The organism is Enteractinococcus coprophilus (assembly GCF_006716305.1).
Lineage (GTDB): Bacteria > Actinomycetota > Actinomycetes > Actinomycetales > Micrococcaceae > Yaniella > Yaniella coprophila.
This window is the reverse complement of the sequence record NZ_VFOU01000001.1, coordinates 776,871-800,962: the sequence shown is the minus strand read 5'-3', so window position 1 is coordinate 800,962 and position 24,092 is coordinate 776,871. Positions and strand designations below refer to the sequence as shown.

General features: G+C 57.2%; 20 protein-coding genes. 8 read left to right on the top strand and 12 right to left on the bottom strand.

Annotated elements, in window-relative coordinates:
* Positions 1-276 precede the first annotated feature (276 nt).
* The 9 genes from FB556_RS03655 to FB556_RS03615 form a co-directional block, all read right to left on the bottom strand.
* A complete protein-coding gene (locus FB556_RS03655) occupies positions 277-1,104 on the bottom strand; it encodes an energy-coupling factor transporter transmembrane component T family protein (RefSeq protein WP_141864815.1) in 828 nt (275 codons plus the stop codon).
* 72 nt (positions 1,105-1,176) lie between these two features.
* Entirely contained in the window at positions 1,177-1,584 is a 408-nt protein-coding gene (locus FB556_RS03650) for a DUF6188 family protein (RefSeq protein ID WP_141864813.1), read from the bottom strand.
* A 327-nt stretch (positions 1,585-1,911) separates the two neighbouring features.
* On the bottom strand, positions 1,912-2,208 hold the full coding sequence (locus tag FB556_RS03645; RefSeq protein WP_141864811.1) for a DUF6881 domain-containing protein: 297 nt from the start codon (positions 2,206-2,208) through the stop codon (positions 1,912-1,914).
* Positions 2,205-7,649, bottom strand: coding sequence for an HYD1 signature containing ADP-ribosyltransferase family protein (locus FB556_RS03640; protein WP_170200348.1), 5,445 nt, complete (start codon positions 7,647-7,649; stop codon positions 2,205-2,207). Before FB556_RS03640 ends, FB556_RS03645 begins: the two co-directional genes overlap by 4 nt.
* Positions 7,650-7,758: 109 nt before the next feature.
* Entirely contained in the window at positions 7,759-8,046 is a 288-nt protein-coding gene (locus tag FB556_RS03635; protein WP_141864808.1) for a pyrophosphorylase, read from the bottom strand.
* 284 nt (positions 8,047-8,330) lie between these two features.
* Positions 8,331-8,813: a hypothetical protein gene (locus FB556_RS03630; protein ID WP_141864806.1), complete on the bottom strand. Its 483-nt coding sequence runs from the start codon at positions 8,811-8,813 to the stop codon at positions 8,331-8,333.
* A gap of 80 nt (positions 8,814-8,893) precedes the next feature.
* Positions 8,894-9,220, bottom strand: a complete 327-nt coding sequence (locus FB556_RS03625; RefSeq protein WP_141864804.1) for a hypothetical protein — start codon at positions 9,218-9,220, stop codon at positions 8,894-8,896.
* Positions 9,221-9,648: 428 nt separating this feature from the next.
* On the bottom strand, positions 9,649-11,157 hold the full coding sequence (locus tag FB556_RS03620) for an APC family permease (RefSeq protein ID WP_141864803.1): 1,509 nt from the start codon (positions 11,155-11,157) through the stop codon (positions 9,649-9,651).
* Between the two features lie 237 nt (positions 11,158-11,394).
* A complete protein-coding gene (locus tag FB556_RS03615) occupies positions 11,395-11,499 on the bottom strand; it encodes a DUF1348 family protein (protein ID WP_211343966.1) in 105 nt (34 codons plus the stop codon).
* A gap of 176 nt (positions 11,500-11,675) precedes the next feature.
* Here FB556_RS03615 and FB556_RS03610 point away from each other — a divergent pair, with 176 nt between their 5' ends.
* The 5 genes from FB556_RS03610 to FB556_RS03590 all read left to right on the top strand — a co-directional run bounded on the left by FB556_RS03610 (position 11,676) and on the right by FB556_RS03590 (position 15,652).
* Positions 11,676-12,302, top strand: a complete 627-nt coding sequence (locus tag FB556_RS03610; protein ID WP_141864801.1) for a DUF2249 domain-containing protein — start codon at positions 11,676-11,678, stop codon at positions 12,300-12,302.
* A gap of 225 nt (positions 12,303-12,527) precedes the next feature.
* Positions 12,528-13,337: an ABC transporter ATP-binding protein gene (locus FB556_RS03605; RefSeq protein ID WP_141864799.1), complete on the top strand. Its 810-nt coding sequence runs from the start codon at positions 12,528-12,530 to the stop codon at positions 13,335-13,337.
* Positions 13,334-14,011, top strand: a complete 678-nt coding sequence (locus FB556_RS03600) for an ABC transporter permease (RefSeq protein ID WP_141864798.1) — start codon at positions 13,334-13,336, stop codon at positions 14,009-14,011. The genes FB556_RS03605 and FB556_RS03600 overlap by 4 nt, the downstream gene beginning before the upstream one ends.
* A complete protein-coding gene (locus FB556_RS03595) occupies positions 14,008-14,763 on the top strand; it encodes an ABC transporter permease (protein ID WP_141864796.1) in 756 nt (251 codons plus the stop codon). The genes FB556_RS03600 and FB556_RS03595 overlap by 4 nt, the downstream gene beginning before the upstream one ends.
* Complete coding sequence (locus FB556_RS03590) at positions 14,735-15,652, top strand: ABC transporter substrate-binding protein (RefSeq protein WP_141864795.1); 918 nt, start codon at positions 14,735-14,737, stop codon at positions 15,650-15,652. The genes FB556_RS03595 and FB556_RS03590 overlap by 29 nt, the downstream gene beginning before the upstream one ends.
* Positions 15,653-15,712: 60 nt before the next feature.
* On the opposite strand, the gene FB556_RS03585 is transcribed toward FB556_RS03590, so the two are convergent.
* Both FB556_RS03585 and FB556_RS03580 read right to left on the bottom strand, forming a co-directional pair.
* Complete coding sequence (locus FB556_RS03585; RefSeq protein ID WP_141864793.1) at positions 15,713-16,249, bottom strand: TetR/AcrR family transcriptional regulator; 537 nt, start codon at positions 16,247-16,249, stop codon at positions 15,713-15,715.
* A complete protein-coding gene (locus FB556_RS03580; RefSeq protein WP_141864791.1) occupies positions 16,236-17,717 on the bottom strand; it encodes an MFS transporter in 1,482 nt (493 codons plus the stop codon). Before FB556_RS03580 ends, FB556_RS03585 begins: the two co-directional genes overlap by 14 nt.
* 280 nt (positions 17,718-17,997) lie before the next feature.
* Between FB556_RS03580 and FB556_RS03575 the strand changes: the two genes are divergently transcribed.
* Entirely contained in the window at positions 17,998-18,909 is a 912-nt protein-coding gene (locus FB556_RS03575) for an amidohydrolase family protein (RefSeq protein ID WP_141864790.1), read from the top strand.
* A gap of 178 nt (positions 18,910-19,087) precedes the next feature.
* Here the strand turns inward: FB556_RS03575 and FB556_RS03570 are convergent, their stop codons facing one another.
* A complete protein-coding gene (locus FB556_RS03570) occupies positions 19,088-20,692 on the bottom strand; it encodes a Na+/H+ antiporter NhaC family protein (protein ID WP_141864788.1) in 1,605 nt (534 codons plus the stop codon).
* Positions 20,693-21,038: 346 nt separating this feature from the next.
* Between FB556_RS03570 and FB556_RS13750 the strand changes: the two genes are divergently transcribed.
* Together FB556_RS13750 and FB556_RS03560 are read left to right on the top strand one after the other, a co-directional pair.
* A complete protein-coding gene (locus tag FB556_RS13750; RefSeq protein ID WP_141864786.1) occupies positions 21,039-22,241 on the top strand; it encodes a PucR family transcriptional regulator in 1,203 nt (400 codons plus the stop codon).
* Positions 22,242-22,654: 413 nt separating this feature from the next.
* Complete coding sequence (locus tag FB556_RS03560; protein WP_342774651.1) at positions 22,655-24,052, top strand: short-chain fatty acid transporter; 1,398 nt, start codon at positions 22,655-22,657, stop codon at positions 24,050-24,052.
* Positions 24,053-24,092 lie beyond the last annotated feature (40 nt).

The following is a 24,092-nucleotide window of genomic DNA, read 5'->3' as shown; positions in this document are numbered from 1 at the left end:
GTCCGCAATTCCCACGAGCGTGATACCAGGCAATCCCAAGACCCACGGATCAATATCGGTGGCGGCGTTCACCCGAAGTTCGATACCGCCTGAAATGTGGAATATCGGATCGATCATCTGCGCATTTGAAGTGATTGCTTACTCATCGGCCATCCACGCCATCACAGCATTAGCGCCCTCGTCGATTCTCATCCTGCCAACTCAATTTCTCTGTGTGTCATCCGTTCGCATTCTCGCCTGCAAGAGTTCATGAGTCCAGTCATTATGTCAGTTTTTCTAACTCTCAGTAGACAAGCTTGGACGAGTGCCACCGGCCATCGGGCCTGGGTTTAGCCAGTGGTTGTCTTGGGCGGTGTCGATGCGAGAATTTCTCGTGAATTCGGCAGTCAGAACTTGAGCTCGCTCAGACGAACACCAAAATCTTTCAGGGATATAGCCTTCAACATCGCCTATGAACATCAACTGTTCATTCGAGTCGGTTCGGCTCGTTGGATTGGACTCTGAATAGACAAACCATGAGTCGTCATCATGTCGATCATCCGAGTAATACATCACCAAGCGACCGTGCAAACCTCCCGCGACTTCGAGGCACGTGGTGTCCCTGATGAACTGCACAAGAGTGAGGTTCCGTCCGTCGAGTTGCTTGATCAGCTCTTCGGCAGATTGCTGAAGTGTTTCGATTCGTCCGCGGGCAGACCAACATTGTACTGTGATGCCGTCGACAACCACAGGTCGATTTGTCTGGGCCCGCTCTAAATCCGGGTTCCCAAAAGTCAACACGCCCGCAATCCACCCCAGTGGGCTCATAACAAACCAGTGCTGATCAGGTCGAAAGTCAGCGTCACGGAGTAAAAATAAGACGACGTAGCCGATGACGAATACCAAGAGAATGAACCAACCTCGGAGCCTGATCCGAGAACCCAACTGTAATCCACCGAGGATCACAAAAGTCAGAAACGCCCAGACGCTCACCGCGACCTGCTGATAAAGGTGGTCTGGTTGTGAAAAGAATACCGGGCCCACGATGGCCACCATGATGAAAACACCATAGATCATGATCGCCGAGACCCAGCTCGACAAGCCATCGGTTCGGTGTTTCACCATTCCGATATCATTGTCCAATCGTTCGTCGAGGGTAGAAGTTCTTCTCAGTCCGCATCCCCTCGGTTAGAGGAACTAAACGTCGTCGTCAGACAACCAAACGGCAAGTTCGCCACCTGGCATAGCGATAACTCGCGTGGGTGTGGATTCAGGGCCGGTATAGCTCCAGGATTCGTAATCCTGGTTGGGTCCAGCCTCCAGCACTGAGCCATTGGAAAACTTCAGTACCAAGACGCTGTCATCGACGTGTGCAGCTTCCACGGTTTCACCGTGCAGTTGAAGGACCGGCACGAATCGAGCTTTATCACCGTCGGGGTCAATAATGGTCTGAATGCCGGTGATGATGGAAATGGAAAACACTGATTCCAAACGCACCACACAATTATTGGAGAATCGCAGGGTTATCTGGAAGTCCACACCAATAAACGCCACGTGAGTGCCCACAAGCTGCAAGTGCGGGTCAGCTGCTGTGTTTCTGGTCATCCACGATACCTCCTCTGCCATTCTGACAGGATGTAACTCCTGGTGGCGGGGTTCTGGACCCCTGCCTCAAAGAGCGTACCGATCAAGATCGGGTGGGAAGCCTTCCTCGTCATCCACATATTCACGGACCCGTTGAAGAACCGACTTCGGAACTACAATCCATTCGTCATGAATGCAGCGGCATCATGCAGCAACTTCCGCACTTTTGCAAATATCGCTGCAGTCCCTCGAAGATGTCAACCTCGAGGAAAACAGCAGGTTGTCATTGGGGCGTCCGAACCATCGATCCGGTGCGACAAACCAGCGGACCGCTGGACCCCGCAGCCCTCACCTAATGTCTTCCTCGGCGGTGCTGACGTATCGCGACCACAGTTCTTCGAATTCACTTTCAGTAATGTATTTTCCCGTGAATTCGTCCTGGGCATTGATTTCCTCGAGTGTTGGCATAATGCCTTCCGACAGGATCGAACCGCGTACTTCACGAATTGAATCTGCGAATCCGACTTGACCATCGCGATACACCTCGATTTTGCGACGTTCGATGCCCGAGTCAATTTCACTGATGATCTCAACCGGCTCGCCTACAAGATCGTGGTGCCAAGTGACCTGGATAAACGTTTTCATGAATTCGATCCCCAGCTAACTATTCGACCGTTGAGGTCAAGTGCGTTGTCGTTTGGTACTACGAACACATTCTCCCGTCCTTTCATGACGGGTAAATTCGTAACATCAATCTCTATATATTGAGAGTAGTGGTTTCCTTGGAATGGATGACCTACAAAACTTCTCGAAAGCTGAGCATTGGTCTTCGTCCCCGGCACAATGTCTGACAGATACTGACCATCCCCGTATCTAGCATCATTCGGGTTATGAGCTCTTATCGATGGATGCAGGCTCTGAGACTCGAGAATTCCATCGAGACCTTTTTGATCTGTGTAATGATATAACGTCGGGGTTGGTGGCTGGTCCGAAAGCCGGAGCGTACTTTGAGGTACCGGCATTTTGTTCATCGCGCCGAAAGTTGCGGCAGACATGAACGCACCCGTACCTGCCGTTGTCACCATGCCTTGAAGCGTGAACGGTTCGCTACTGGCCGCGTAGCTTGCAACGTTTTCTACGGCACCTTCGACTGCATTTCCACCAGCTTGCGCAAGTAAACCGCCTGTGACTCCTACACCGCCGAATGCACCAAATGCTCCACTAACAGCGACTTGTCCCCAATTAACCTCGCCGGAGGTGGCTTTTTGAATCATCGTGTCAGCGCCAGCACCGATCAGCATGAGACCTGCTGGTCCACCGACACCGGTAGCCATGAGCACACCACCGGCTACGATGGCGGCACCCCCGGCGAGGTACTCCCAGTTATTCTTCGTCCAGTCCCACGCTGAGCTGGCAGCGCTCTTGGTCCAGTCCCAGGCTGAACTGAAACCGCTTGCTAGCGGGCCCTGCAGTCCGTCGGCATAGGCCTGCAGGTCCGCGTCAGAGACCGGTGATAGTCCTAGGGGGTCGATTGAGTGCAGTGGATCGTTGCCCGCATACGAATATGGATTCGCAGTCCAACCCGAGCCGGTGACCGGTGCCAGTGGGTCAACGGAAAGGAATCCGCGTGCCACCGGATCATAGGCGCGAGCGCCCATCCACTCCAAGCCGGCGACTTCGATGCCACCGTCGGCTGTCAGTCCGATGCCACCCGGCAGGTCGGTTTCGGAGTGTGAAGCAGCAGCCAGGACTTGCCACGGGTCGTTGACGTCGGTGGCCCGGGCAGAACGCCAGGTTGCAGTTTCCCACTGTTGCCCAACACCGGTGAGTCCCCCGGGGGCTTTGAATATCGGGGTGCCATCGATGCCGATGGTGGTAGGGGTCGAGGCGGCCAAGTCCCACTGGATGGCGGTGTCATTGACTTCGGCCAACTCACCCAGTGCGTTGGCCCATAGGTTTGTAGTGTCGTCGTTGGTGATCTTGGCCAGCCAACCGCGAGCGTCCCAGGAATAGTGGACGGTATTGTCAGCGCTGGTGGTCTGGATGCGGCGCCCCTGGCCGTCGTAGGCGTAATCGGTGACCGAGCCGTCCGGTTCGGTGACGGTCACCAGTTGACCGGCGGCATCATAGTCGAGTGTGCGGGGGCCGCGTGCATCGAATTCGTGGATCAGGCGACCGCCGAGATCATAGGTCCAGGCGCGGCCTCCGGCGGGGCCATAGGATTCGATCAGTTGGCAGGCGTCGTCGTAGGTATAGACCGTGGTGCCGTCGGGGCCATCAATTTGGCTGATGCGGCCGTCCATATTGCGGGTAACGCGGGTGACGGTCACGCCGGAGGGATCGGTCAGGGTGTGGACCACCGGATAACCGTGGTTGTATTCCCAGGTTTGGAGTTGATCGTCGGCGCGGACCTCGATGACGCGTCCGGCGGCGTTATATGCAACGTTGATGTCACCGAGGGTCGGGTGGGTGATCTGCGTGATGCGTCCGAGCATGTCCCGGGTGTATTCGATGCGTGCACCGTCGGTGTCGATCAGGGCCGTGCGGGCGCCGTCGGCATCATATTCCCAGCGGGTGGTTTGGGAGGTGGTGGGGCCGGTGGTCGCGCGTTCGATCAGCTGACCCAGTCGGTTATAGCGCAGCGTGTGAGTCGTCTCGCCGTCGTCACGAGTGAAATCGTGGATGACGGTGGTGCGGGCATGTTCATTGCGAACTAACTGGGCAACCCAGCGCCCGTTGACCTTCATACCGGTTTCGCGGCCTGCGGCGTCGTGCGTCCATTCGGTGACGTTGCCGTCCGGGTCGGTCTGGGACGTTTGGCGGCCGGCGGGGTCATAGGTGGCGGTGGTCGCGCGGCCCAGCGGGTCGGTGGTCGAGGCGACCTTATCCAGTTGCGTGTAGGTGCGAACGGTGACGCCGCCGGTGGGGTCGATGATTTTGGTGACGCGGCCGCGGGCATCGTATTCGTAGCGGGTGATGCCGCCGACACCGTTGATGGTTTGGGTCAGTTGGCCTGCGGCGTCATAGCGGAAGCGGCGCTGACCCGACCAGGAGTCTTGCACAGCGACCAGGCGGCCTGCCCTATCGTAGCGGTAGCGGGATGCACCGACGCCGGGGATGCACTCGCCGATGATCCGGCCGGTGACGTCGTAGTCGAGCGTGGTGGGTTCGCCCACCGGGTTGATGCGCTGGATGACCCGCGAGTCGGCGTCGTAGACCAGGGTCGTGCGGGCTCCGGTGGCGTCGATGGCTGCGACGGGGCGGCCGCAGTCGTCGTATTCATAGCGCGTGGTGCGCCCGGCCGGGGTGGTGACCGCGGTGATGCGTCCGGCCAGGTCGCGTTGGATTTTAGTGAGCCCACCGTTGGCATCGACGAGTTCGACCGGGCGCCCGCAGGCGTCATAGGTCACGAGTTCTTGGGTGCCGTCGGTTTTTTCCACGCGGATGGGGCGGCCGAACTCATCGGAGTCGACCGTGGTTTCTTCAAATGCGTTGCGGATGGTCGCAATCCCGTCGGCGCGGGCGCGGGTGACTTCCGCGCGGATACCGGTCGGGTCCACGGTCGCGGCCAGGTGGCCGTTGGCGTCGTATTCGCGACCCCACACGCCGCCGGCCGGGTCGATGACCTCGCGCAGCCGGGAGAGTGCGTCGTGGGTGAAGCCCCATTGTGCGCCGTCGGGCAGGGTCAGGCTGGCAACGTTGCCGAATTCGTCAAAGTCTTTGGTGATGGATCGGCCCAGCGGGTCGATCGTCGTCGTCAGCTCACCGGTGGGGCCGTAGACCAGTTCGGTGCGGGCGCCCAGCGGGTCGATGATCGCGGTAACTTTGCCGCCGGCCCCGTGTTCGTAGCGCCAGATCGCGCCGTCGGGATCTTGGCGGGCGATCAGCAGGCCGCGTTTATCGTAGCGGTAGGTGGTGCGCGCGCCACTGGGGGTGATGGCTTCGGTGACACGTCCGGCGTGGTCGCGCAGCATTTGGGCGGTGTCGCCGGCCGCGTTGGTGACGCCGATCAGATCGCCGTGGGCATCGTAGCTAAAACGCAGGGTGACGCCCTCGGGATCGACCATCTGCTGCAGCAGCCCATCGACCCAGATCAGCTCGGTGCGACCACCCACCGGATCGATGATGACCGACGGCGAACGGTCGGTCTCGGTAGCATATGCGTATTCGACGACGCCACCGGAAGCGGTCACCACGGTGGTCACGCGGTCGTGGTCGTCGTAGCCGTAGGTGATGTCAGCACCTTCGGGGGTTACGGTGCGGATTTTGCGCCCGCGGACATCGTAAGCGTGGACGGTGACTTGGCCGTCGCGCGCCGTCGAAGAGACGACGTTGCCGTGCGGGTCATACGCCATGGACTGCCGGTTGCCCTCGGCGTCGATAATGCCGACCACCCGCCCCTTACGGTCGGCGATCCAGGTGTTGGCCCCGGTCCCGTCGTCGGTAGAAACCGAGGTCACCCGACCGCGCAAATACGCGTACCGCACGCTGCGCCCGTACGGGGTCAGCTGGCGGATCACGCGCTGTTGGGCGTCATAGAAGTTCTCAGCCTCGACCGTACCGTCGGCGGCCACGACCTGGTCGATCAGTCCGGCGTCATCCCAGCGATATGTGCGCGTGCCCACGGCATCGGTCACGCCGGTCAGGCGGTGTTGGTCATCGTAGAGGTATTCGATGCGCCGACCGTCCGAGGCGTCAATGCTCACGACGCGGTCGTTGGCATAGTGCACATCCAGCCAGCGGCCGCGCTCGTGCAGCAGCCGGGTGATGTTCCCGGCGTCATCGCGGAACACCCGGACGGCGGTTCCGGGACCGTTGCCCTTGCCCAACCAGGCACCGGCGCGGGTGAAAGCCCACCAGCCGCCGGCGTTATCGGTCACTACGAGCAGCCGCCCGGTGGCCACGCCCAGGTCGGTGTGAAAATCTGCGGCTGCAACTTCGTTGAGCCACAAGCTTTCCCCGATGCCACGGTCCCAGCCGGTTCCGATGCGCGGGAATTCGACCTGGCGACCATCAGCCAACACAAAGCTTGCACCCTCGTCGTCCACTTCCAACCGGGTTTCCAGCAGCGAGGACCAGCCCAGCCCGAACACCCCGACGCGGGTGTCCTGCGTGTTGTACATGCGGGTGAATTCAAATGACGACGCCGCCCCGGCAAACCGCAGATCAACCTCAGGTTCTAAGAAGTTGCCGGTCGCGGTATTGACGGGGTCATCGGCAAATCCGGTGGTCGGCGGGCTCCCGATCGCCGTGAACGGGCCGATCGTAAAGTCATCGCGGTGCACATCCACGCCGGCCGAAGCCAGTGCCGCACTGATCGAGGCATCGGCAACCGTGATGACACCATCGCCCCCGGCTGCCTCAAACGCCCCGGCGACTTCCCCGGCCCACTCGGCGTCCTGACTGTTGGCCTCGAACCATTCCCGCAGCGCGGCTACCAGCGACTGGGCATCCAGGTTGCCCCAGCGCCCGTTACACATCATGATGTAGTCGGTCAGTGCCGCGTCAAAATTACGAAACGGCGAACCCAACTCGGCATCCAGGTCTTGGATCCCAGTCTGAAAACTGCGCAAATCCGCCGGTACTGCCGACGACGTCGATGAACCACCAACCGGTGCCGGAATCTCACGACCCTCAACGGTCACGGGCTGCGCCGTGCGATGCGGTGCTGGTTCGGCGGGCGGTGGCATGGGGTCGTCTTCGACCAGGCGTAAAAACGTGCCGATCTCGTGAATGGCCCCGGTAAACCAGTCCTCTTCGCGCTGGCGCTGCCGTTCTGCCCAGGCCCGGGCCGCTTCACGACGCTGATCCTCGGCTGCGGCGGCCTCACAGAGTTCTTGGACAAAGCCGGCCAGGCTCCGCAGCGAACCGGCAAGCTCTCCCCTGCTACGCGAAGCGATAGTGGCGTTGTTTTCAAAGACTTCCGAGAAATACCCGCGGAACTCGTCCATCGCCCGGGACACCAGGCTCGCACGAGAACTCGCCTGAGTCTCAAGTAGGGACGACAACGACTCGGCGCGCTGTTTGAGCGTGTCAGCCGCCGTGTAGTTATACCCGGTAGGTTCGTTACCGCCGATCCCTGACATGGTGTCTCGCCTTCTGAGATACAAAGATTCGCGTGATATGAAGTTCCACGCGTGCATCGATACACCTACCTGTTAGACAGCGTAGGCGTACCGTATTCTGATGATGAGGTTAGGCGCCGCCACCGGCGGTGAAGATGTCCTGGGAGATGCGATCCAACTGGGCGCGCAATTCTTCGAGCTGCTCTTTAGCAGTGTCCAGAGCTGATTTGGTCTCGGGCCAGGTGCCGTTGCGGAAAGTCTCCGCCAATGGGCCATCCCAGACATTTGGATCCGACAGCATGCGACCCTGGGTGTCGAGCTGGGTAATCTGCTCGGTGAACCCACCGTTGATGATCGACTGGATCTGACGGATCGCCGTTTTGGCTTCCTCGGTAGATAAAACGCGCGCACCACTCATGGGGCAACTCCTCAAGGTGAAATGAAACATAAAACGTGCCAGCGGGGCACGTTGAAAACGCAGAGTTTCAACTAACTGTACCGCATATCACAACAGGCTGGCGCATAATGTACGACTAGACACTATGAAAAACCCACCGTAACTAGACGAGATTTCCTCTCCGACTTGGGCGTTTGTCAAAGCTTCATGTTTTTAAATTATGCACGGTTTTCGGATCCTGCTAGCCACGCCCAGACGATACACCTCAGCTTGGCTGAGCGGGTGCCGACTCAAGACGATACACCTCAGCTTGGCTGAGCGGGTGCCGACTCAAGGTGAAACTTATTGCGGTGCAGCCGGATCCCGATGACACTCGTGGCAATAGCTAGCAGCCCTGAAGGAAACCCATGCAGCAAACTAAACAGCACTACTGGCATGCCGAAGCCGCCAACCTCTGTCGCAGAGTATATGAAACTAAAAAGCACGCTGAGCACGAGTACCAGCCCGAAGTTCCACCCGACGGATTGACCAATCGATACCTCCAACGTGAGGCCCTGTTTTCTTCGAGAAGCCACTGTCCTGGCATACAGCACGCCTGCCGGGACCACAAAGAACACACCTGAAAAGAACGTGGCTGAAAACAACGGTTCAAGAACGAAGTTATGAAATGCCGCAGCCACCAGAAAGTACATAACGCAGTGGCCAAGCAATACAGTGATCGTCGCGAGCAGCAAACCCAAAGCACAGCTGGTCGAGCCTGTCGAATGCCTCGTGGTGTAGCCCGCCAAAAGATCATTCCCCTAGTACAAGTTGGTAACGGCGTACCTGAACCATCATCACCTTGGATGATCAAATTTTCAACGGACCGTCAGCGTGGAAAGATCAGTCGCGGGTGGGGACCCTCCAAACGTGCCACAGCAACTTTCACATCGTTCAGTTCAGTTTGCACCTGACTAATCCGTTCGTCCATTTTCTCAAAACGTTGGTCTACCTTGTCGAAGCGCTGATCTACCTTGTCGAACCGCTGATCTACCTTATCGAACCGCTCATCGATCTTCTCAAAACGTTTGTCTACCTTGTCGAACAGTTCTTCCATGCGCCGGAGCGACCACGCCAGACCGGCAAGCAGACCCCCACCGAGGGTTATCAACACACCGGCAGCGACGAGGATTATCGAAATCACTTCGGCTGACATATACATACCCTCCCATTGTGCCGTATCGCGGGCCTCGAGGCTATCCAATCTAGAACACAGCTGACCTTCGTAGAAGATCAGCACATTATTTTGTGGAGAACCCTCACGAGGAAACACCTGTGATGATGTACTGAACGGATCCTTCGACGTCGTTCCGAACCTCAAGAACCGAGGCAACGGTCCAAAGAATCGGTAACGACTCACCATCGATCGGGACCTAAGGCCTTCCAAGCAAACGGGTCCCAGCTCAACACCTCGGCCCCGGTTCCTGTGCTCGATGTAAGGAAGCCGGGGCCGAGGCTTCTATACATCGTTGGATACCGGCTTCGGCAGTGTTGTTTGGCTCACAAGGAGCAATGAGGACGCCGCCCGGTTGCCTTCGTCTTGGAATCAGCGTTAAGTACGGAATCGCAGCAGTAAGCCCATCCCTAGGAACTTGCGGCATCTTTCTTTTCCGCCGCTGCAATCAGCTCTTCTTCTGCATTCGCGCCGGCCTTAATCCCGCGCGGTAGACGAGTCATGAAGTAGATGCCGATAACCATCCACAGTGCAAACATGACCCATGCCGGCCAACCCAGGTCAGTCGACCAGGGAGTCAACGGCAGGTAGATCCCAAACATACCCAGGGTCAGCACGATAGCCAATGACCCAAGAATGATGCCGCCTGTTCGTCCTGGGCCACCCACACGGAAGGGACGTGGCATGTCGGGCTCCTGACGACGTAGCACTACGAAACCTATGGAGACTAAGAAGTAAGCGATAATGATGGCTGGTGAGCCGGCATTGACAACCCAGTTGACCATACCTGAACCAAGGAATGGTGCTAGGGCTGCCAAAATACTGATGAAAATAATTGCTGTAGCCGGGGTTCGGTACCTCGGATGCAGTTTGCCGAACCGGGCCGGGATCATTCGGGCACGGGCCATGGAGAACATGAGCCGTGACGCGCCAATCAAAAAAGCATTCCACGACGTAATGATCCCTGCGACGCCACCGGCAATCACCACGCTTCCCCAGAACTCATGACCCAGCAGAATTGATAGCGCATCTGCTGTCACCAACTCGTGATTCGGTAGCTCAGCAGAGGGAATAGCCATCGAAGAGGTAAAGATAATCAGCAGGTACCAGGCCATAGCCATCAGCACTGAGAAAACGACTAATTTGCCAATCTTGCGCGGCGGGATCTTGGCCTCTTCTGCAGACTGTGGGATAACGTCGAACCCGACAAAGAGGAATGGGACTGCGACCATTACCGCGACAATGCCGGGCGCGCCACCGGTGAACAGTGGCTGAGCGTTGCTTGGCTCGCTGCCAACAAACACCCCGATGATCAGGAGAACCCCGACTACTAACAGGAAACTGACAATGAAGGTCTGAACGAATGATGCCGTACGGATACCGCGCACGTTGATCCAACACATGATGACGGCGGTCACGGTACCGATGAGAGCCCAGGTGAGATAGACATCAGAGTCGGCGAAATTCCACAAGTGAATAGTCTCTAGACCTGGAAACCAGTACAGGAGGGTTTCGGGGATCACCACGGCTTCGAACATAATCACGGAGATATATCCCCCGGTGATAGCCCAAGAGCCAAATAGGGCCGTCCGGGGTCCCATAGCTCTCAATAAATAGTTGTGCTCTCCACCGGCAAAGGGCATCGCCGAGACGAGCTCAGAGTACACTAGACCGACGAAAATCATCACGATGCCACCGATCATAAAAGCGAGCATCGCACCGAGCGTCCCAGCATCCTGAATCCACCCGCTGGTCAGGACAATCCAGCCGAATCCGATCATGGCTCCAAAGCCCACGAACAGGATGTCGGTATTGCCTAAGACTTTGGCCAAACCTTGACCATCAAGTGAATCGAATTCACCGGCGCCCGATGTGTTACCTTTCGATGTCGGCGCTTCATCCGATTTTCTGGAACTCATAACACTCGGCCCCTTTATTTGCGCAGATCAACGGTAATGATCAACCCATCCTGATTACACACTTCTGGAGTAGGGTCCTGTCCTTCTCCCTTTGCAGACTATTCTAGTGACTCACGTCTACTAGGTGCACTGAGAACTGGGCCTAAGTTAGTGAAAATTCCTGGGTCAGGGCAAGGCCACGCGATACGCAGCTCACTGACCTGCCATTACAGTCCGGGTTCGGTGAGACTTGGATGATCATCGGGTCGCGGGGTTTTGTTGATTCCAGGCATCTTCGGCTGCCCGGATCTTCTGGATCGCGGTTTCGCGGGTAAACGGTGGCAGCGGTGGACGAATAGACATCAGATTCCCTTCAACGAGTAGTACTGAAAACGTCGCACAAACACTTCAAGCCTGGACACGCTCGAAGCACGCGACCGGGACAGGAACCCGCCTGAGCATTTCATGACACCAAGGTTGTAGTGTTGAAGTCCAAATACCGCCCCGGCTAGCGATCAGTACAGCGATGAAGGATCGACATGTCGAATACAGAAACCCCAGCACCCGAATCCCGCGAAATTGATGTTCGCGCCGTTGCCCCCGCACAGCGTCACCCAATGGTCTTCGAGGCCTATGCCCAGCTGGCCGTCGGTGAATCACTGACGGTGATCAACGATCATGAACCGCGAGGCCTCCGAGACGAATTTGACCGCGAATTCGCCGGTGCTTTTTCTTGGGACCCGGTCACGCCCATCGAGCAGGAATACCGTGTTCGTATTACCAAGCGTGCAAGCACCGCGCTGCCCCGGGTGGTCGCAGACACCACGGCGCTGCTTGGCCACGTCGACTCTTCGACCGGCGGTTCAATTTGGCAACTCGAGCCGGGTGCACGGGACCTCGACTCCAATGTCATCGCACTGCCTGCAGGCGACGAGATCGGCCTGCACGTTGGTCCGAACCTCGACGTGCTGATTCTCGTACTGCAAGGTTCTGGACAACTGCAAACAGAGCTGACTGTGCTAGACCTTCAGCAGGGCGCGCTGGTGTGGCTCCCCCGTAATGCGCAACGTCGCTTTATTGCAGGAACGGAAGGGATTCGATATCTGACCGTGCATCATCGCAAACCGACCCTGAATATTACCGCGGCGCCCAAGCGCGTCGACTAGTCGTCGCTGTCTAGTTATTGGTCACCAATCCAACAATTGGTTCTGAAGATGTGTTGCCTTCCGGTGGGCGGATTATTGCCGGTATGTCAGCGGAATCATTGAAGATTCTGCGAGCGCACTGCTCGATGGCGATGCGGCTAAAAGCCGATAGCTTCGTCCGGTAAGGTACGTCAAGAGCCACGGTGTAAACCCAGTGCTCATGAAGGCGCATCAGTCAGGAGATCCATGATCGAGTTCCGGTCGGTTGGCAAGCAATTCGCGGATGGCACCCGCGCGCTAGCAGATTTTTCATTGACGATCCCCTCCCACTCCACAACAGTGCTGGTTGGGCCCTCGGGTTGCGGGAAAACCACGTTACTGCGCAGCATCAATCGCATGGAAGACCCAACTGAAGGCCAGATCCTCATCGACGACCACGACATTGCGCGGCGTGATCCGATACAACTACGTCGCAGTATCGGTTATGTCATGCAACATGCTGGTCTGTTGCCGCATCGTCGCGTCATCGATAATGTCGCCACGCAGCTACGACTCAATGGCGTGCCGAAGGCTGAAGCCCGACGACGCTCCAGCGAGATGTTGGAGACGGTAGGACTGGGTTCGTCCTTGCATCGAAAATACCCCAGTCAGCTCTCCGGGGGTCAACAACAACGTGTCGGCGTCGCCAGGGCGCTGGTTCATGACCCCAATATTCTCCTCATGGATGAGCCCTTCAGCGCGGTGGATCCCATTGTTCGTGCCGAGCTGCGGGACGAATTGCTAAGGTTACAGCAGGAACTAAAAAAGACCATCGTATTTGTGACCCACGATATCGAAGAGGCCTTTGCCTTAGGCGACCAGGTGGTCGTCCTTAAAACGGGCGGCGAAATCGCCCAAGTTGGTTCCCCCGTTGATCTGTTGGCCCGGCCAGCTGAGGCTTTTGTTGAGGAGTTTATCGGCTTGCAACAGGGTGGCCGCAGACTTCGGGTGCAGGATGCCTACGGCCGGCGGATTGTCGTAGATGAACACGGCCGTCCCGCGGGAGTTCTCGAGTGAACTGGGTGGTAGCGAACGCTGATCGTCTTGGCGACCTGCTGTGGCAACACACCTGGATCAGCGCCATAGCCATCGGGCTGGGCTTCGTCCTGGCCCTAGTGGTTGGGTGGTCTGCTTATATTCTGCGAAGTTCGCACCGCAAGGCCGTACGGCAGCTCAGCGGTGTCATCATCAGTGCAAGCAGCCTGCTGTACACCGTGCCCTCTCTCCCGCTATTTGTCATCTTGCCTACCATCTTGGGGCTGGGATGGCTCAACCCACTGAATGTGCTGATCGCCCTGGTGATTTATGCCTTCGCCCTCATGGTCAGAGGAGTGGTGGATGCTTTGCACGCGGTGCCGGACACTGTTCGAGACTCCTCAATCGCCTGCGGCTTTAATAAACTTCAGCTGGGCTTATATGTCATGCTGCCGCTGGCAGCTCCAGTCATGTTGGCCACGCTGCGCGTGGTGTCCGTGAGCACCGTCAGTCTGCTGAGCATTGGTGCTCTGATTGGTGTCGAGAACCTCGGGTCGCTGTTCACCAACGGGTTTAACCGCAATTTCCCCACGGAGATCATCACCGGAGTAGTCCTCACCATAGCTTTAGCCCTACTGTTCGACCTGGTCTTATTGATGGCCGGGCGAGTGTTGATGCCGTGGCAATCTGCCCTGCGTGCGGCAGGTGAATCATGAGCCTTCTACAAGAGACTCTGGCCTGGTTCAGCGACCCTGCGCAGTGGTCCGGTCCAACGAGCATTCCGTGGCGGATCGTCGAACACATCGGCTACACATTCTTTGCCATCGTGGCAGCGGCCGTCGTGGCGATCCCGGCGGGGATTTACATCGGGCACACCGGCCGGTGGCGCAAGCTGGCTGTCCTGAGTACCGGGTCGCTTCGTGCCCTACCGTTCCTGGGATTGCTCACCCTGTTGGCGCTGTGGTTGGGAATTGGTCCTTTGATTTCAATCATCGCGCTGGCTATATTATGCATTCCCCAGCTGTTGGCCGGTATGTACTCCGGTATCGATGCGGTGGATCCCCACGCAGTCGATGCTTCCCGCGCGATGGGAATGACCGAAACCCAGATCATCCTACGGGTTGAACTGCCTCTCGCCATGCCCGTCATCCTGGGTGGGTTACGCTCGGCGGTGCTACAAGTCACTGCAACAGCCACTGTGGCGGCCTTCATCGGCGCCGGCGGCCTTGGCCGCTACATCATCGATGGGTTAGCTCTCAGAGACACTCCCCGAGTGCTCGGCGGAGCCCTCGTTGTGGTCCTTCTGGCATTACTCCTCGACGGACTCTTCGCCCTGGCCCAGCGTTTTGGCGCACGGCTCGCCTACCCTGCAGCACACACTGCTCCAGCTGTTAACGTCCTCGCACCGTCGCCGTCACCAAATTCAAGGAGAACAACACATGATCAGCCGCCGACTCATAACTCTTAGCGCAGCAGCCGTACTCGTCCTGACCGCCTGTAGCAACCCCAACACTGCCGCGCAGGACAATATCGACGAAGCCGCAGGCGCTGCCGAATCCGTGAGCATTGGCTCAGCAAACTTCCCTGAAAGTGAGATCATCTCCGAGATCTATGCACAAGCTTTGGAGGCACAAGGCTTCGAGGTGGATCGGCACTTCCAAATTGGTGCCCGCGAGGTGTATTTGCCGGCTTTAGAGAACGGAGAAATCGATCTCATACCCGAATACACGGGCAACCTTCTGAGCTATTTGGACCCAGACACTACTGCCACTTCCGCCGAAACCATAGAGGCAGAGCTGCAAGAAGCTCTGCCGGATGCATTAGACATCTTGGACCCAGCTCTGGCCGAGAACAAAGACTCGTTGAATGTGACTCCGGAATTCGCAGCAGAACACGACCTTACCTCCATTGGAGATCTGGCCGAGTTAGACCAGGTCCGCCTGGCCGCAAACCCCGAGTTCGCCGAACGTTCCTACGGACTGCCAGGGATGGAGGAACTATATGGGGTCACCGATGTCGAGTTCACTGCCATCAGCGACGGTGGCGGACCGGCCACCGTGCAGGCGCTCTTAGACGGCACGGTTGATGTCGCCGATATCTACACCACCACCCCGGCCATCGAAGAACACAACCTCGTAACTCTAGAGGACCCCGAGCAGATGATCGCTGCGCAATACGTTCTCCCCGTCATTCGAACCGAAGCCATGAATGAACAAGTGGTCGACACGCTCAATGAAGTTTCGGCAGCGTTGACCACGAAGAGTTTGAGCCAAATGAATGCCCTCCACTCCGGGGATGATGTGCAGGAGCCTGCAGAAATCGCGGCGAACTGGCTTGAGGAGAACGACTTGAACTAGAACGCGGTTCGAACCTCGTAAGCAAAATTCGGCATGCAACAGGGTGCCACGGAGCTGGTGTTACTCCTCAAGCAGCTGCAAAATATGGTTGGTTAGCGCCTGACGCTGGACCGGGGTGAGGGCCTGTTCGTGGACATGGTCGTGCGTCCACAAACCATCGGCGAGCACTTTGACCAGGTATTGGGAGCGCAGCTCGGTGTCGTCCTCAATACCGTCAGCCGATGGCACCCAGCGGTCATTGACGTCCGCCCAGATCGCCGAGAACTCGGGATTGCTGCGAGCATCTATTTCTAACAGCAGCTCGGCTTTGGTCGCGGTGTTGCTCTGGGACAGTACGACGGCGCGCAAGCGGGTTTTCATGTCGACGGTGTGCGCCGGTCCCCCGGCGGCGCGTTCGAGTTCTTCTTCCCATTTGCCGGCGAGATGGTGGTGGATGCTGCGCATGATGTCATAGCGCGACGGGAAGTGATACACGATCCCTGATTTGGACATGCCCGAGGCCTCAGCCAGCGCCTCATAGGACACCGCTTCAAGGTTTTCGCGTTCGATCAGCTCGACAGCCGCGTCAAGGATGTAGGTTTTCTTACTGGGGCGCATCAACACCAGCCTCTTTCGGGTTGCCACGGAAACAGTAGGCGGTTACCACAGCAGCCAGTGCGGCCACCGCGGTCAAGATCAACAGGATGAGCAGATAGGCGTCGTCGTAAGCCGCGATCGCAGCCGGGCCGTGAACCGGGTGTTCGACGCCGTGGTCAACATCGCCGGCGACGGCATCCGGCGCTCCCAGGGCATAGAAAAATGGTAGCAGCGAACCAAAAACTGCCACGGAGATCAGTGTCCCGAACTCATAGGACACGGATTCGACCGAGGATGCCATGCCCGCCTTGTCCAAGGGTGCCGCACCCAAGATTGCGGTGGAAGCAACCGAGGACGCGAACCCGCTGCCGATGCCCACCAGCAGCAGGCTGGCAATAAACGGCACCAGGGAGTCGAAACGAAAGGTCCACCAGGCCAGGCCAATCCCGAGGCTCAGCACGGCGAAACCCCCGGAGATCAACGGGATGAATCCAACGCGATGGAGAAATGCGCCACCGAGCAGGGCCGCGGGGATCGATGGGACCGCCACGGTGGCCACGAGTGCCCCTGCTTGCAGCGGGGTAAAACCGCCAGCAGTTTGGAATCGCTGGGTGGTCATCAACTCCAAACCGGCGACCACGAACATCATGACGGCGGCGGTCACGACTCCTCCGGTGAAGATGCGGCTGCGGAAGATCTGAGCATCCAGCAGTGGTTGTTCCAGCACGCGCTGACGGAAAATGAACAGCAGCAGACCGATGAGGCCGACGACGGTCGCGGCGATCAACAGCCAGGCTGCGCGGTTGGGATTGGCAAGTTCCTTGATGGCCGTGACCATCCCGAGCATCGCGAACATCGCCCAGATCGACGACACCAAATCCCATTGTTTGTGCGGATTTGGAATATTGGGTGGAGCGATGGCGACGACAGCGAGCAGCGTAGCTAGCGCAATGGGTACGTTGATTAGAAAGACCGAGCCCCACCAGAAGAACTCGAGTAACAGCCCGCCGAGCACCGGACCGGTGGCAGCACCCACGACGGCGACCGACATCCACACGGCAATCGCCATATTCCGTTCTCGGACGTCGGTGAATGTGATGCGCACGAGCGCCAGGCTTGAGGGCATCATCGTTGCAGCTCCGACACCCAGCAGTCCGCGTGCAGCAATCAACAACCACGCTGTAGGTGAGAACGCAGCCAGGAGCGAGCCCAGACCGAAGATCGCCACCCCGACCAGGAACATCAGCCGGTGACCGATCCGGTCACCCAGCGTCCCGGTGCCTAGCAGCAGTCCCGAAAGCACCAGCGGGTAGGCATTGATAATCCAGAGCCCCTCGAGGGGCGTGGTGCCGAGCTGATCGCGCAGCTCTGGCAGAGCCGTATACAGGATGGAGTTATCGGCACCCACGAGAAACAGTGCGGCACTGATGACGGCAAGAAACATCCAGCGCTGGCGGGAAGTAAAAACAGACGGCGATCTCGGATTCATCACCGCACTAACTGTACCAAACGTTCGGTACAGTTAGTGACCTTCTGTGTGGCGTCATGGGAAAACCCGGGCCCCGTCCGTAATATCGTCCGTAGTAGGCATAGAGCAAGACTGCGGTGTCAACGCGCGGGCGCCACGGAAAGGGAAATGCCAAAGGTCGCACCCACCACGTCCGTGAGACCCTGCCATGTATACCGTCGCCGGGCTTCTGTGGAATAGTCATTTCCACATGCTGTGATGTTCATGGCCCAGACAAGTTCAGTGCACGAGAGGACAAGGCTTGACCGAATACACTGCAAAAACTCCAGGCTGGCTCGACTGGGTCCAGAATCGTCAAGAGCCTGCTGTGCAACTTCCTGCCGGAACGGTAGATTCCCATTGCCATGTGTTTGGTCCAACTGCAGCATTTCCATTCGCACCCGGCCGGAAGTACACGCCGGGAGACGCCAGCAAATTCGACCTCGAGCATCTGCGCAGCCATCTGGGTGTGGCACGAAACGTCATCGTACAAGCTTCGTGCCACGGCCGCGATAACGCGGCCCTGCTCGACGCCCTGGACTACTTTGGGGATACTGCCCGCGGTGTCATCGCCATCGGCAGTGATGTCAGCCAAAGCGAACTCGAGAGCATGCATCAACGTGGTGTGCGCGGTGTCCGGTTCAACTTCGTCAAACGACTCGTCGAGCATCAATCCTTCAAAGAAGTTGAGCAGGTGGCCGCAAAGATTCGTGAGCTCGGATGGCACATCGTGGTCTACTTCGAGTCGTCAGATCTTCTCGACCTTGAAAACTTCCTTGCGAACCTCGGCGTCCCGCTGGTCATCGATCACCTCGGCCGCCCGGATGTTGCCACAGGAGCCTCATCCGCCGAATACTCGACGTTCCTGAAATTCGTGGAGCGCACCGAGGCCTGGGTGAAAGTCAGCTGCCCCGAACGCCTCACCATCACCGGACCATACGCAACCGCCGGAGCGCACAAGGTCTATACCGATGTGGCACCCTTCGCCCAGAAAGCTATCGCAGAATTCCCCGAACGCGTCCTGTGGGGAACCGATTGGCCGCACCCCAACCTGCGCTCACATATGCCAGACGATGCCGTGCTGCTGAACTATCTGATGCAAGTAGCGCCCGACGCATCCGACCTACAGCGCCTGCTGGTCGACAACCCAATGACCCTCTACTGGGATGAGTAGCCTTTAAATGAATGCGCTCCGCCTCCAGAAATTCCACGACTCGTCAAATTGAAAGCGTTTCAGTCGTCAAGTTAGAAGCGTTTTAGTCGTCAGTTTAGAACTCTTTGAGAGTCACTTCGAAAAAACAGAGCGAGCGCGCATCAGTCGGATGAAAGGTGTATACCTACGCCCCTAGAATTTACCCCTCCGAAGATTGAGCAGCGAGCACCGCTTGGTCCTCCACGCTCGGCCGCACTTTACGAATCACCAGAGCAATCGCGACCACCAGGCCCAGTGTGACAACCAAACCGAGCACACCGCTCTGGGCCAACGCATAGACCACATATCCGACGAGAGCTGCAAGCGCACCAACGAACGCATACGGCAACTGAGTGGACACGTGGGTCGGGATCGAACAGGCGGCACCGGTACTGGACAGAATCGTGGTGTCGGAAATCGGCGAGCTGTGGTCACCCCACACGGCACCGGCCAGTACCGCACCAAAGGCGGCGATCAAAAACTCATCGCCACCGGGCACCGCCGTCATCATTTCACCCGCTAGCGGCAACAGGATCCCGAACGATCCCCAAGACGTCCCGGTGGCAAATGCAATCAGCCCTGCCACGACAAACAGTGCCGGTACGAGCCACACAGCAGGCATCGATAGAGCTTCGACTACGGATGCCAGATACTCGCCGGTACCCAACTCACCGATCAGATCCGCCAACACCCACGCGAATAATAGAATCAGCACGGCACCCGACATGGATTTCGCCCCGTGGGCCACCCCGCGTCGGCGCGTACCCGTCGGGAATTTCGCACTGCCCCGGGTGTAGCGCACACAGTAATACCCGGCTACCGCCAGCGCGGCAAGACCCCCAACGTTTAGCGCAATCGCCACATCAGTATTGGCAAGGGTGGCCAATACTGACCAGTCGTCACCAACGATCCCACCGGAGACATACATGCCGATGACGACGCCGATGAACAGCACCACAAACGGCATAATCAGCGCCCGCATCGCGCCACCGGTATGGGTTGGTACATTCTCATCTATTTGTGCCGGTGCGACATCGTGAGCACCATACAGCCCACGACCTTGCGCGGCTCGTAGCTCTTCACGTCGCATGCCGCCGAAATCCAGACCCAGCAGGATGGTCAGCCACAGCAAGAGCAAGGCGGCGATCGCGTAGTAATTCATGAACGCAGACAGCACGAAAGCCTCGATCTGCGTGAACGCTAACGTCGAAGCCGCAAGCACCGGTGCCATGATGCCCATGATCGTGGCACCCCAGCTCGACAGGGGCATCAGCACCACCGTTGGGGCGGAACTCGAGTCGATCATATAGGCGAGCTTGGCCCGGGAGACCTGATACCTATCGGTGATGGGACGTGCGACCTGACCAACTGCGAGCGCGTTGAAGTAGTCATCGATAAAGATGATCATGCCTAATAAGCCTGTGAGCACCCGTGCCCCGCGGCGCGACTTGATGCGCTTTGCAGCCCACTCAGTGAACGCCGCCGCCCCACCGGACATCATGACCAGCGCCGTGACGATGCCCAACTGGAATAAGAACGCCACAATCAGGATGGTAAACCAGTTGATTTCACCATCCACCCACACCAACCGCACAACGGCGTCCCAAATCCAGACGACCATACTCACCGGGTTGAACTCTGCCAGGACCAGACCGGCGACGACGGCGCCGGCACCCAGCGAGACCAGCACCTTCTTGGTGACAATGACCAAGACAATCGCAATCAGCGGTGGCAACAGGGTGAGTATTGGATAGGCGTCAAGCATCAACGAACCTCATCAAAATGTCCAGCGAAGTGTTCACCTTAGATTAGCAGCGATCGTAGACCACGTGGAGGCGCAATTTCAGTCTCAGCTTCTCTGCTTTTAGCGTGCGAAAACTATGAAAGTTTTGCGGACCAGCGCAGGCACGGTTTACCTGCAGAAAATCGCATTCCACAACTCATTCCAGCACAGGCCGGCTCATGCCAATATAAAGAGTGCGGTATCTTGCAGCTCTGCTCAGCTGCGGAGCACAAGCTGCAGTGAACCCTAGACTACGGTAAGGCGAGGCATAACTTGTGAAGGTGCCTCTCTACCTTTCATTGATAACCTGGAAAGCCCTGGAAGACCCATGCCTCCAAGAAACGACGATATTCAGCACCTAGTCAATCAACTGGCAGAAAGTTTACGCCGGTCAGTGTCCATTGACGATCGGTCACGCCACTATCTCACGTCTAGCCGCCACTTTGGTGACCTTGATGATCTGCGAATGAAGGTCCTGCTATCGCGCGAACTGAGTCCTGAGGCTTCCGAGTACTTATTTAGTTTCGTAGATGCGGCAGATTGTGTGGGTCCGATTGAAGTGCCAGCCAATCAATCATTGGGGATCTCTCGCCGAAGGTGCTACCCGGTTCAAGAAGACGAAACCTGCGTGGGCTACCTCTGGCTGATTGGTGATGCTACGAAAGCAGAAGACCGTCTCATTGCACAGACCCTCCCCTTGCTTACGGAAGCTCTCACCCATCTCACGCCCAGAACGCCACGACAGGATTCGGAGATGTGGATTTCTTTGCCACAGCAAATTATCCGTTCCCGTCGTCGCACTATGCAGCAACTTTGGAGCGATCAAACAATTGATCTGAGCAGCCAAGTAGCGGTCGTCACGTCGTATGCCCCCGCTCTCCAGCTTAAGGATGCTGTTCATGCTCAAAGCCTGGATGACTTCGCTGCGCAGTCCACGCTTGACCGCAGAGTCTCGCGCTTGCCTGCAGCAGCGCGCGGAGACCTCGCGATAACCCTCTTACGATTCCCTTCAGGGCAACCACCACAGAACATCCGTATGTCTCAGAGCCACGATCTGAAAGATCACGAAACCCTGGACATAGCTTTCGGTCACAGCGATTGGGGGCGGTTAGGTGACATTGAAAGGTTAGTCACTCAAGCAACCCTGGCCGCCTACACCGCATTCGAGTGGGGGCGATTCGTTGCGTCGTGGTCTGATACTGGTTACTTTGGTCTTCTGCTTGAAGCTACTCTGGAAGACCCAACTCGGGTCATACCATCAGAGGTTACCCAGCTACGCACAACAGGAACTGGTGCAGATCTCATCAAAACGGCCTCTGTTTTCTCTCAAGAAGCTGGCGATATAAGCAAGACTTCCAATCGCCTTCGTATCCATCGCACGACCCTCTACTACCGACTTGCACGCATTGAAGAACTGACTGGTTACGATCTGAAAAATGGGGACGAGCGATTAGCACTTCACATCGGGACTGCCCTTATCAAGTTCCTTGAAACTTCCCTACGTGCCTTCCTACATTCAGAGGAAAACTAGCTCCGAAGTTCATACGAATGGACGTGGCTCCGTCTCCGACCCGCAGCCTAAGCTCAGTCATACATCAAAAGTGACCCAAGTCACACACATCGACTTACGGTCATACTTCTACGCGTAAAGGATCTACGCATGATTGAGCAAAGACGGCCTGACCTACGTTTTCACCCTTCACGACGCTACCGGCCCATAGACCCCTCAAAGTCATTTACTCATGTCACCCGAACTCCCAGCATGGCCTCCAATAGGAGAAACCAGCCAGCGGGTGCATCACTAGCTCACGAGAAGTTCGTGATAGGCCAGATCTAGAGAAAATAACATGAGATACATCGAGCTGCGGTCACTGTCCGTCAATCGTTCTACTTCGAACGCCTCTACAAACTACTCTCACGCCTCTATCAGTTAAGGATGCTCTAGTGACGATTGCCAATAAAGAAAAAACTCCGATTAAGATTATGCCACCAAGGCGCACAATCATTAGTAAAATGATGGAGCCGTTAAACAAAGTTGTGGAACGACTCATTCCGTCGGCCCTCATATTTGCTATCGGACTGACGGTGGCTGTGCTTCTCATGGCGCTCTGGTTGACCCCGAGCAGTCCCTCAGAGGTCCTCCAGGAGTGGGGTACGGGTCTTTCCGGCCTACTCGAATTTATGACTCAGATGGCCCTCATGCTATTTCTGGGCTTCATGCTGGCGCACACAAAACCTTTTAGTCGCTTGCTGACTTGGCTCGCTCGAGTTCCGAACACCCCGATGCAAGCGTACTTATTCGTGTTCTTGTTAGCCGCTATGGCTTCGCTAGTGACGTGGGGACTGGGACTCGTCGTTGGTGGGCTGATGGCACGAAAAGTCGGAGAAGAGGCGAAACGACGCTCGATTCAAGCTCACTTCCCGATGTTAGTGGCTTCAGGTTTCTCTGGGTTCATCGTTCAACACATGGGGTACACAGGGGTCGGTCCACTGACTGCTGCAACCCCAGGGTCGTTCCTGGCGGAACACCTCGGTCAACCACTTTCGACAAGCGAAACTATCTATTCCAGCTGGAACCTAGTCGCCATTCTCATTGTCATCGCGGTAGTGGCAGCCACCTTGTACGCTATCGCTCCAAGGGGAGTAAAAGTCATACCGTTTTCGGGTGAGATAGTAGAAGAAACGACAAAGGCACAGGAATCAGAAAAGACTCCTGCGGAGCGGTTAGATTCGAGCAGGATCTTCACCCTGGTCCTGGGAGTTATCCTCATGTTGTACGTCATCCAGTATTTTGCAACGGGTGGCGAACTTATTCTCGACATCGTCAACTGGACCTTTTTGGCCCTCGTATTCTTACTGGTGAGAAGCCCCGTTGAAGTTATTCAGCTAGCTCGCAGCGCAGCTACAAACGTAGGCGAAATACTTCTTCAGTTCCCGTTGTATGCAGGGATCCTGGGGGTCATGTCTGGTACTGGGCTCATGGCAGTGATATCCGGTTGGTTTATTCAATTCGCGTCACCAGAGATGCTTCCAATCGTCGCATTCCTGTCAGCTGGCCTCGTAAACATGGCTGTCCCCTCGGGAGGTGGACAGTTTGCCGTACAGGGGCCTCTCATGCTCGACGCCGCTGCAGCATCAGGTGTAGACCCCGCTATTGTCATCATGGCCGTTGCCTACGGCGACCAGTGGACGAATATGATTCAGCCATTTTGGGCCTTACCCTTGCTAGCAATCGCAGGCCTTCGAATCCGCGACATCCTCGGGTATACAACGGCCGTGCTCGTGACCTCTGGCATTGCATTTCTCGGCATATTGTTTGTCGTCGGCACTTTCATTATCTAAACATCAGCATCACGATCGTCTAATCACGCTACAAAAGGAG

Excerpts from the sequence above, each read along its gene's own strand:
- FB556_RS03655 (WP_141864815.1), bottom strand. The coding sequence starts at position 1,104 with ATGGTGAAACACCGAACCGATGGCTTGTCGAGCTGGGTCTCGGCGATC.
- FB556_RS03650 (WP_141864813.1), bottom strand. The coding sequence starts at position 1,584 with ATGACCAGAAACACAGCAGCTGACCCGCACTTGCAGCTTGTGGGCACT.
- FB556_RS03645 (WP_141864811.1), bottom strand. The coding sequence starts at position 2,208 with ATGAAAACGTTTATCCAGGTCACTTGGCACCACGATCTTGTAGGCGAG.
- FB556_RS03640 (WP_170200348.1), bottom strand. The coding sequence starts at position 7,649 with ATGTCAGGGATCGGCGGTAACGAACCTACCGGGTATAACTACACGGCG.
- FB556_RS03635 (WP_141864808.1), bottom strand. The coding sequence starts at position 8,046 with ATGAGTGGTGCGCGCGTTTTATCTACCGAGGAAGCCAAAACGGCGATC.
- FB556_RS03625 (WP_141864804.1), bottom strand. The coding sequence starts at position 9,220 with ATGTCAGCCGAAGTGATTTCGATAATCCTCGTCGCTGCCGGTGTGTTG.
- FB556_RS03620 (WP_141864803.1), bottom strand. The coding sequence starts at position 11,157 with ATGAGTTCCAGAAAATCGGATGAAGCGCCGACATCGAAAGGTAACACA.
- FB556_RS03615 (WP_211343966.1), bottom strand. The coding sequence starts at position 11,499 with ATGTCTATTCGTCCACCGCTGCCACCGTTTACCCGCGAAACCGCGATC.
- FB556_RS03610 (WP_141864801.1), top strand. The coding sequence starts at position 11,676 with ATGTCGAATACAGAAACCCCAGCACCCGAATCCCGCGAAATTGATGTT.
- FB556_RS03605 (WP_141864799.1), top strand. The coding sequence starts at position 12,528 with ATGATCGAGTTCCGGTCGGTTGGCAAGCAATTCGCGGATGGCACCCGC.
- FB556_RS03595 (WP_141864796.1), top strand. The coding sequence starts at position 14,008 with ATGAGCCTTCTACAAGAGACTCTGGCCTGGTTCAGCGACCCTGCGCAG.
- FB556_RS03590 (WP_141864795.1), top strand. The coding sequence starts at position 14,735 with ATGATCAGCCGCCGACTCATAACTCTTAGCGCAGCAGCCGTACTCGTC.
- FB556_RS03585 (WP_141864793.1), bottom strand. The coding sequence starts at position 16,249 with ATGCGCCCCAGTAAGAAAACCTACATCCTTGACGCGGCTGTCGAGCTG.
- FB556_RS03580 (WP_141864791.1), bottom strand. The coding sequence starts at position 17,717 with ATGAATCCGAGATCGCCGTCTGTTTTTACTTCCCGCCAGCGCTGGATG.
- FB556_RS03570 (WP_141864788.1), bottom strand. The coding sequence starts at position 20,692 with ATGCTTGACGCCTATCCAATACTCACCCTGTTGCCACCGCTGATTGCG.
- FB556_RS13750 (WP_141864786.1), top strand. The coding sequence starts at position 21,039 with ATGCCTCCAAGAAACGACGATATTCAGCACCTAGTCAATCAACTGGCA.